Genomic DNA, 9,694 nt, shown 5'->3' with positions numbered 1-9,694 from the left:
CCTAGCACTTATAGCTAAATTGGATTACCAAACTACAAACTGATTAGTTACAAATTATAAATCTATCCTAGAATATCATTCAATAATTTGCTTGGTCTCATAGCCTTAGAAGTAAGGTCTTCGTCTGGTTTATAATAACCTCCAATGTTTACTGAAGATCCCTGAGCATCTATTAATTCCTTATTAATTTGCTCTTCGTTTTCTTCTAATTTTGAAGCAACATTAGCAAAATGTTCTTTTAACTCGGCATCCTTATCTTGTGCGGCCAAAGCCTGCGCCCAATATAAAGCCAGGTAAAAATGACTGCCGCGGTTATCCAATTCGTTTACTTTTCTGGATGGCGATTTACTGTTTTCCAAAAATTTATTGGTGGCGTCGTCTAATGCTTCAGAAAGTACAAGCGCTTTTTTATTCTCATATTTTTCGCCTAAATGCTCTAAGGAAGCTGCAAGAGCAAGGAATTCTCCAAGAGAATCCCAACGCAAGTGGCCTTCTTCAAGAAACTGTTGTACGTGTTTTGGGGCAGATCCACCGGCACCGGTTTCAAACAATCCTCCACCATTCATTAACGGTACAATAGACAGCATTTTTGCGCTGGTACCTACTTCTAAAATTGGGAAAAGGTCGGTTAAATAATCTCTTAGTACATTACCTGTAACAGAGATGGTGTCTTTTCCAGCTTTTACTCGTTCCAGCGTATATTTGGTAGCTTCAGCAACCGACATTATTTTAATGTCTACACCTTGAGTATCATAGTCTGGAAGATATTGATTCACCTTTTTAATAAGCTCAGCATCGTGAGCACGGTCTTCATCTAACCAGAAAATTGCTGGCCAACCGGTAGCTTTTGCTCTATTTACCGCCAATTTAATCCAATCCTGGATTGGAGCATCCTTAACCTGGCACATTCTCCAGATGTCTCCTTCTTCAACTTCGTGCTCTGTCAAAGTTTTTCCACTTTTATCAATTACACGAACAGTACCGGCAGCGGGAATCTCAAAAGTTTTATCGTGAGAACCATATTCTTCGGCTTTTTGAGCCATTAAGCCCACGTTAGGAACAGTTCCCATGGTAGTAGGATCAAAAGCACCGTGTTTTTGGCAGAATTCAATAGTTTCCTGGTAAAGGGGAGCATAACTACTATCTGGAATTACCGCTTTGGTATCTTGAGTTTCGTTATTTTTATTCCACATTTGGCCCGATGTTCTAATCATAGCGGGCATAGAAGCATCTATAATCACATCACTTGGTACGTGAAGGTTGGTAATTCCTTTATCAGAATTTACCATTGCTAAATCTGGTCCTTCTTCAAGATCGGCTTTTATTTTAGATTCAATTTCCGCTTTTTTATCGGCAGGAAGTTTTTCAATGGCATTTAATATATCTCCCAGTCCGCTGTTTGGATCTCCTCCTGCATTTTTAAGATCTTCGCCATATTCGTTGAAAACATCTTCAAAAAATACGCGTACTGCGTGACCAAAAATAATGGGGTCTGAAACCTTCATCATCGTGGCTTTCATATGTAAAGAAAAAAGTACTCCTTTTTCTTTAGCATCTTTAACCTGTTCTCTAAGAAACTGTAAAAGTGCTTTTTTACTCATTAAAGTGGCATCAATAACCTCTCCTTTAAGCAAGTGCAGGTTATCTTTAAGAACTTTTTTATCCCCATCTTTAGAAGTAAATTCAATTTTCACATCGGTTTCTTCGTTAAGGGTTAGAGATTTTTCATTGGCTTTAAAATCTCCACCGTTCATTGTAGCCACATGAGATTTAGAATCTGAACTCCATTCTCCCATGGAATGCGGATGTTTTTTAGCGAAATTCTTTACCGCTTTTGGAGCTCGTCTATCTGAATTTCCTTCACGTAACACTGGATTTACCGCACTACCTTTTACTTTATCGTAAGTAGCCTGGATTTTCTTTTCTTCATCATTTGAAGGTTCGTCTGGATAGTCTGGTAATTTATAACCTTTTTCCTGTAGCTCTTTAATGGCAGCTTTTAACTGCGGAATAGACGCACTAATATTAGGTAACTTAATAATATTAGCTTCGGGTTTTTTAGCCAAATCACCAAGTTCGGCTAAATCATCGCTTACTTTTTGATCGTCTGAAAGGTACTGTGGAAATTGAGATAAAATTCTACCTGCCAGGGAGATATCTTTGGTTTCCATCCCAACATTTGCCGCCTTGGTATACGACTTTACAATAGGATAAAAAGAATAGGTAGCTAAAGCCGGGGCTTCATCTGTTTTGGTATAAATGATCTTTCCAATCTGTGTCATTTTGTAATTTTTATAGCTGATTAATTTTGAAATGTCTAAACTCAATGAACGCCCAATTTTCACTGGGCGTTCGAGCTCTGCGCAATATAATATTTTTCAAGCTTTTATCATAGCTGAAGCAAGGTTAAAGCCTGTTAATTATTACAAAAAGGGCATAAAAAAAGCCATTTCATCTTAATAACTAAAATGAAATGGCTTCAACTGAAATAATACGTTCTCACTGAATTTTCGAAATTCTTTAAGGGAAAAATCCCGGTGTGCATTATTTCAATGATTCAAAAATAAAAACTTAGTAAAGTTAGATTTTTGAATCTAAAGGGTTTTTATCTTTCAAACTATTTTTGACCTGGCAAAACATGAGCGTTATATAGAAGATAAAAACCGTATGTAAAGGATTTTAAGCTTTACGCGGAATTTCAATTTAATAAGAAATCCTTTTGTCATTCCCTTCAACTAAATTCCATATTAAATATACAACAAAACGACAGTAAAATAAAATTTTTAACTTTTTGTTATACAGTGAGTTGGAAGCCTATTGAATGCTGATATTTACGCATAAAAAAGCCCCGAAATTCGGGGCTTTCTATATTATTAAACTTTAAGCAGTTTACTCGGTTACTGCGCGGTAAGCATTTATTCTTCCTTTTCCAAAGAATGTGCTTTGACCGTTGCCATCAACTTTATCTGCAGTTTTTTCAATTTGTTTTGTAACTTCTTGAGGACTCATATCACCACCATTTTTAGCGATGATTAATGCAGCAACACCAGAAACGTGTGGAGCAGCCATACTTGTACCTGCGCTCCAGAATAATGAATTATTATTACCGGTGCTAAGAATCATATCATCAAGAGCAACATCTCCATCTCCTCCAGGGGCAGCAATGTCTACTAAAGATTTCCCGTGAGTAGTGTAACTTGCAGGAATATCAAAATTAGTATAATCTGCAGTCCAGTCGTAACCTTCGGGTGCAGTTGCAGAGACAGTTACCACATTATTTAATCCACCAGGTAGTTTAATATATGCTGAATTTCCATCGTAATTTACCCCATCATTACCTGCTGAAGCTATAATTGTACTTCCTTTTTTATAGGCATAATCTATAGCTTTTTGCTGGGCATTTACAATTTCCATAACATACTTAGCAGGTATTTTATAAGGATCACCATTAGCATCCACTAATTTTCCATTTTTGTTTAGGGTAGCACCTAAACTCATATTGATAACGTCAGCCGAGTTTTCGCCTGCATAAACAATACCGGCATTAATAGAACTAAAGGCGCCACTTCCTGTAAATTCAGAAAGAACTTTAACAGCTACAAGTTCAGCGTGTGGTGCAACACCAATAAGACCTAATCCATTTTGAGCAGCAGCAATGGTTCCTGCTACGTGAGTTCCATGATTATCAAAAGGAGTGCTCTCCAAAACATTCCAATCTTCTCCGGGTACAAATGAAGCTGAAAGTGAAGTATTTAAATTGGGAGTCAGTTCTACGTGTTCAGCATCTATACCAGAGTCAAGAACAAATACACTTGCCCCGCTACCAGTAAAACCAGCATTCCATGCATCTGGAGCGTCAATAGCCTCTAATCCCCAAAGATAATCGTAGTAATAATAAGGTTCTGTACTTCCAATACTAGGTGTGGCTTCTGGAAGATTTGCTTCTATACCTTTAGATGTAGGTATCCATGCTATTTCATAATCTGGCACCACAGCGTCTATGTTCTTCTTTTTCATTGTGTTCTCTATGAAATTTACATCTTTTGAACTTACAATAGAAATTCCAATTTCAGGAATAGAACTTATAATCTCACTACCGCTTGTTTTAAGAGAATTTTCTACACTCTTAGTTAAGTCGGAAGATTCAGAAATTACCATATAATTTTTAAATGGTGGCTCCTGCAAATCAGTAGCAAGGTTTTCATCAGTTTCCCTTAAATTCTCTTCTTTCTCACATGAGCTAAATACAGCCCCAAATAAGAAAACGCATACAAGCATTTTCCATAATTTAATTGTTGTTTTTTTCATAAAATATGTTTTAGTTTTTTCAAGGCCATAAATTACAAGAATAACAACTATTAACAAGAATTTAATATCATAAAATTATAATATTTAGCATTTAGGTTAAAGAAATAACGATAAATAATAAAAATCTTACTGAAATATTAGTGACTAAACTGTGGTATGTTGGTTTACTTACATATAATCCATAAAAAAAGCCCCGATTTACGGGGCTTTCTATAAGTTTAATAAGATGTATCTTATCTTTTAGCTTCCTTAATACGGGCTTTTTTCCCGGTAAGTTCTCTAAAGTAATAAATACGAGCTCTTCTTACTTTTCCTCGTTTGTTCAATTCAATTTTTTGAATTGCAGGAAGGTTTAAAGGAAAAATTCTTTCAACACCTACAGTACCACTCATTTTTCTAATGGTGAAAGTCTGTGATGCACCGCTACCTCTTTTCTGAATTACTACCCCTTTAAAAAACTGGGTACGGGTTTTTTGACCCTCTTTAATTTCGTAATACACAGTAATGGTATCACCTGCAGAAAATTCAGGTAAATCTTTTCTTTCAACGAATTCGTCTTGTACGTACTTAATTAACGATTCCATAATTTCTTATTTAATGTAAAATCTAAAACAACATTCACGGACCTCGCCAGAGGTTATTTTAGAACGAGTGCAAAAGTATTAATTTTAATTTATAATGCAACTTAGAAATTGCAATTATTTTTCTGTTTCATCCAAAAGATCAGGCCTTAAGCGTTTGGTACGCTCCCAGGCTTTTTCTTCCCGCCAGGCTTCTATCTTCGGAAAATTACCCGAGGTTAATATCTCCGGAACTTTCCATCCTTTATATTCTGCAGGTCTTGTATAAACCGGTGGAGCCAGTAAATTATCCTGAAAAGAGTCAGTTAACGCTGAAGTTTCATTTCCCAAAACTCCGGGAATTAACCTTATAATAGCATCACAAACCACAGCAGCACCAAGTTCCCCGCCAGAAAGTACATAATCGCCTATAGAAATTTCTTTGGTAATAAAATGGTCGCGAACTCTTTGATCTACTCCTTTATAATGTCCGCAGAGAATAATGATGTTTTCCTTAAGGGAAAGTGTATTGGCAGTTTTTTGATTAAAACGATCGCCATCTGGGCTCATATAAATTACTTCATTATAATCCCGCTGACTTTTAAGATTGGAAATACACTTATCTATAGGCTCTACCATCATTACCATCCCGGCACCACCACCAAACTGATAATCATCAATTTGTTTGTAATTATCGGTTACATAATCTCTTAAATTATGAAGATGAATTTCTACATGACCGCTTTCTATGGCTCTTTTTAGAATAGAGGCCTCAAAAGGGCTTTTAAGTAAATCTGGAACTACAGTAATTATATCTATGCGCATATTTTCTAATAAAATGCAAAGATGCTAATTAAAATTTTAGCTGAAGAAAATTAATCTTTGGCTTTATTCTTTTCATCCTGAAGCATACGGCCTAAACGTTGTTCTTTTTCTAAAGCTTTCGCGCGGTAAAGGTCAAATTCTTTTTCGGTTTCATCTAACCTATGCTTCGCTTCTTTGGTAGTAGCATTAGAATTTTTAAACTTATAGATAAAGAAAAGTAGTGCGAGAATTAAGACTCCTACAATTCCCCACATCAAGGCCATATAACTTCCTTTGCTAAAAGGCATGCCAAGAAATTTAATAGCATCTTTTTCTTCGTTTACACGCTGAAGATCTTCCTGGGTTTGGGCTAATTGATTTTCAAGATTTTCAATTTCTTCATTTTGATTGGAAATAGTGCTTTGCTCTTCCTGAAGCTCATTTTTTAAATCCTGAACGTGGCGTTTTGTATTGTCCCGTAATTCAATTAAAGCATCATAATCTACAACTTTGTAGCCCTGGTAGTTATTTGAAGATTCAATAAGGTTATCAAATTCGTCTTCAATAAAATTAGAAGTAGCCAGGGAATCCTGAGCCGATAAAAAACTAATTGAAAATATTAAAAGTAAACTTGAAAAAATAATATTACGCATCATTTGGGATTTTTCTGGTTGGAATTTATATGCTTGAACGCCTTCTTTTTTTACTTATTGTAAAAGAATTGGTTAATTTGAATCTAATTTTTATAAATTCCTTTAAATTAATTATTTGAGCGCGCAAATGTAAATTATTCCCAATAAAAAACCCACCAAATTTAGGTGGGTTTTCAGGTATTTTAGCTTATTATAAAATATTAATAATAAGTAAACCTTCTCACTTTCGCGATATACTTTGCCAGCCTTATTAATTGGTGGTTGTACCCATATTCGTTATCATACCAGATATAAAGAATTACATTTTTCCCATCTTCAGAGACAATGGTGGCCTTACTATCATAAATGGCCGGGGCGTTAGAGCCAACAATATCTGATGATACTAATTCATTATCCAGGGAATATTTAATTTGTTCTACGAGTTCACCTTCAAGGGCGTATTTCTTTAAAATATTATTTACGCCTTCAACAGTGGTTTGACCCTCAATTTCCAGATTTAGAATTGCAAGTGACCCATTGGGAACAGGAACCCTAATTGCGTTTGATGTTAATTTACCTTCAAAAACAGGTAAGGCCTTTGCAACAGCTTTCCCGGCGCCGGTTTCGGTAATCACCATATTGAGCGCAGCCGCACGACCCCGGCGGTATTTGCTGTGCATATTATCTACCAGGTTCTGATCGTTGGTATAGGCGTGGATAGTTTCTAAATGCCCGTGCACCACGCCAAGTGTATCTTGAACGGCTTTTAACACAGGGGTGATTGCATTCGTAGTACATGAGGCTGCAGAGAATATTGAAATTTTATCAGGATTATATTCTTTATGATTTACGCCATGAACAATATTTGGAATGCCTTTCCCGGGAGCAGAAAGTAAAACCTTTGCCGCTCCTTTCGCTTTAAGGTGCCTGCTTAGTGCTTCTTTGTCTCTGAACGCACCGGTGTTATCTATAATTAAAGCCTTATTTATTCCGAATTTTGTATAGTCAATATCCTCAGGTTTATCTGTGGAAATTACTTTTACAGTGGTGCCGTTTATAATAAGTGCACTATTTTCTTCGTCTATACCAACAGTTCCTGAAAAATCACCGTGAACTGAATCATTTTTTAATAAGGAAGCACGTTTTTCCAAAACATTCCTGTCTACAGCACCTCGAGTAACGATAGCTCGCAAACGCAACTGACTGCCTTTACCTGTTCTGGCCATTAATTCCCTGGCTACTAAACGACCAATACGCCCAAAACCGTAAAGCACAACATCTTTAGGGACAACTTTATCATATTTTTTTGCATCTTTCAGTTTATCTGAAACAAAAGCCATAGCATTAAGATGTCCCTGGTCTTCTAAATGATACTCATAGGTTAATTTCCCAATGTCCAGTTTTGCAGGTGGCAGATCCATATCCTGGATTGCTTTTGCAATTTCTACCGAATCAAAAATTGAAATAGGTTTTTCTACAAATTCTCCCGCGTATTCGTGTAAGTTAAGAATATCGCTAACATTGCGGTTAAGCAATTGATTTCTGAATAAAACCAGCTCAATAGATTTATCGTACCAAAGATCACTTATAATATTAATGAATTGTACGGTCGCTTTGCGCCGGTTTGCCTGAAAAGAAAGTTCCTTTTCGTAAACTTTGTTGAAGCTCATGTGTGGTTTGTGTTGTTTTAATCCCTCATTGAGGGTTTAATTTTGCCGAGCCTTAGCTCGAAATTATAAAATAGTTTCTATCTCAAACCTCGTGGACTTACCCAAGGTTCTTAATTATTGCCGCAAAAGTATATATTTCAAACGTTTTCGTAAAGAAAATTTTGCATAAAAAACTCCCTTTAATTAAGGGAGTTTTAGGAGATTTAGTCTTTGCTTTTTATCGCCAAACCATTCGCTGTTTTTCGCCATTTCTATCAACTATGGTAATCACAATATCTTCAGCAAGATTTTTATTTCTAAAGATTCGTTCAACATCGCTTACGCTAGCCACCTCTTTATTATCTATTGCAGTAATAATGGTTCCTACCAATTCTTCCGCAGGTAATCTAGGGGAGAGGGTACGGTGAATTCTAACGCCATTTTCAACATTCAATTCCTGTAATTCTTCCTTACTGGCATTAGAAACTTCTATTTTTATAGGTTCTATAGTGTAGGTTTCAAATTTAGTAAGGGTTACCGTAGCTTCTCTTTCCTTGCCATCTCTAATAAATAGTACATCAATTTCATCGTTAGGACGCTTTGAATTAATATATCCAGTTAGATCTGAGAATTTATTAATGTCTATATTATCTAATTTTCTAATTATATCGCCTTGTTTAAGTCCGGCTTTTTCAGCACCGCTTCCTTCGGTTACTTCAGCCACCATAACTCCCTGGGTAGTTTCAAGTCCGAATTCTTCTACCGCCCTTGGGTTGATATTTCCACCTCTAATTCCTAAAATTCCTTTTTGCACATCACCATACTCCATAATATCTTCTACGATTTTACGGGTATTATTAGACGGTACGGCAAATGCATAACCTATATAACTTCCGGTTTGGGAAGTAATGGCAGTATTAATTCCAACCAGTTCGCCATTAATATTCACTAAAGCGCCTCCACTATTACCTGGATTAATCGCGGCATCAGTTTGTATAAAAGATTGCGAAGTAAGATCGCGTGTATTTAAATCTCTTGCGGTAGCACTAATAATTCCCGCGGTTACGGTAGATTTAAGGTTAAAAGGATTTCCAACTGCAAGCACCCATTCTCCAAGTTTTACATTGTTAGAATCGCCAAACGGAATATAATCCAGGCCTTCCGCATCAATTTTTAATAGAGCGATATCTGAAGTTTCATCGGCTCCAACAATTTCTGCAGTATAGGTTTTGTTATTGTTCAAGGTAACTTCAACCTCATTGGCTTCTCTAATTACGTGGTTGTTGGTTACAATATAACCATCTGGAGAAATAATGACTCCAGAGCCGGCTCCCTGCAGTGCTTTACCGCCACTATAATTCCCCTGAATTAGATCTCTCATAGTACGCGGACCTTTAAAAACAGCTACGTTTTTAACGTGTACCACTCCGTTAACGGTATTTTCGGCTGCTTCGGTAAAATCGGCATTCGTGCCGTAGATATTTCCCGAATAATTTGCAGGAATTAATTCGGCTGTAGTATTAGAAACCGGGGGTAAACCTGTGGGCGTTTCTTCTTCAAAAAACATTTTATAGCTCCCTAAAGTCAACGCGCCTCCTAAAATAGAAACGAGAAGTAGTTTAGATAAATTTTTCATTTTCAATGGTGTTTTTATATAATTCAACTTTAAAATTATAATATTAGTATTTTCAGTTTTTAACTTTAACGGCCATTTAACACGCCATAAAATCGTGTTATTTAT

7 protein-coding genes are annotated in these 9,694 nt (G+C 36.2%); all 7 read right to left on the bottom strand.

Translation table 11 applies throughout. The features are described 5' to 3' along the window. Positions 1-62 precede the first annotated feature (62 nt). Positions 63-2,282 (bottom strand): NADP-dependent isocitrate dehydrogenase, encoded by a 2,220-nt coding sequence (locus AACZ30_RS04280; RefSeq protein ID WP_208226214.1) that lies wholly within the window; start codon positions 2,280-2,282, stop codon positions 63-65. Between the two features lie 607 nt (positions 2,283-2,889). Beyond that, positions 2,890-4,308 carry a S8 family serine peptidase gene (locus AACZ30_RS04275; RefSeq protein ID WP_339647911.1) on the bottom strand — a complete coding sequence of 473 codons (1,419 nt, stop codon included), beginning with the start codon at positions 4,306-4,308 and terminating at the stop codon, positions 2,890-2,892. Positions 4,309-4,541: 233 nt separating this feature from the next. Further along, complete coding sequence (gene rplS / locus AACZ30_RS04270; RefSeq protein ID WP_037319936.1) at positions 4,542-4,892, bottom strand: 50S ribosomal protein L19; 351 nt, start codon at positions 4,890-4,892, stop codon at positions 4,542-4,544. Positions 4,893-5,006: 114 nt separating this feature from the next. Beyond that, the gene (gene trmD / locus AACZ30_RS04265; RefSeq protein ID WP_208226212.1) at positions 5,007-5,693 is read right to left on the bottom strand and encodes a tRNA (guanosine(37)-N1)-methyltransferase TrmD; all 687 of its coding nucleotides are present in this window, start codon (positions 5,691-5,693) and stop codon (positions 5,007-5,009) included. A 50-nt stretch (positions 5,694-5,743) separates the two neighbouring features. Further along, on the bottom strand, positions 5,744-6,328 hold the full coding sequence (locus tag AACZ30_RS04260) for a hypothetical protein (RefSeq protein ID WP_232228859.1): 585 nt from the start codon (positions 6,326-6,328) through the stop codon (positions 5,744-5,746). Between the two features lie 197 nt (positions 6,329-6,525). Continuing rightward, positions 6,526-7,974 (bottom strand): glyceraldehyde-3-phosphate dehydrogenase, encoded by a 1,449-nt coding sequence (locus tag AACZ30_RS04255; RefSeq protein ID WP_339647909.1) that lies wholly within the window; start codon positions 7,972-7,974, stop codon positions 6,526-6,528. Positions 7,975-8,191: 217 nt separating this feature from the next. Further along, complete coding sequence (locus tag AACZ30_RS04250; RefSeq protein WP_339647908.1) at positions 8,192-9,589, bottom strand: trypsin-like peptidase domain-containing protein; 1,398 nt, start codon at positions 9,587-9,589, stop codon at positions 8,192-8,194. Positions 9,590-9,694 lie beyond the last annotated feature (105 nt).

The organism is uncultured Salegentibacter sp., from assembly GCF_963972535.1.
Taxonomy (GTDB): Bacteria; Bacteroidota; Bacteroidia; order Flavobacteriales; family Flavobacteriaceae; genus Salegentibacter.
This window is presented reverse-complemented; position numbering and strand designations above follow the sequence as displayed.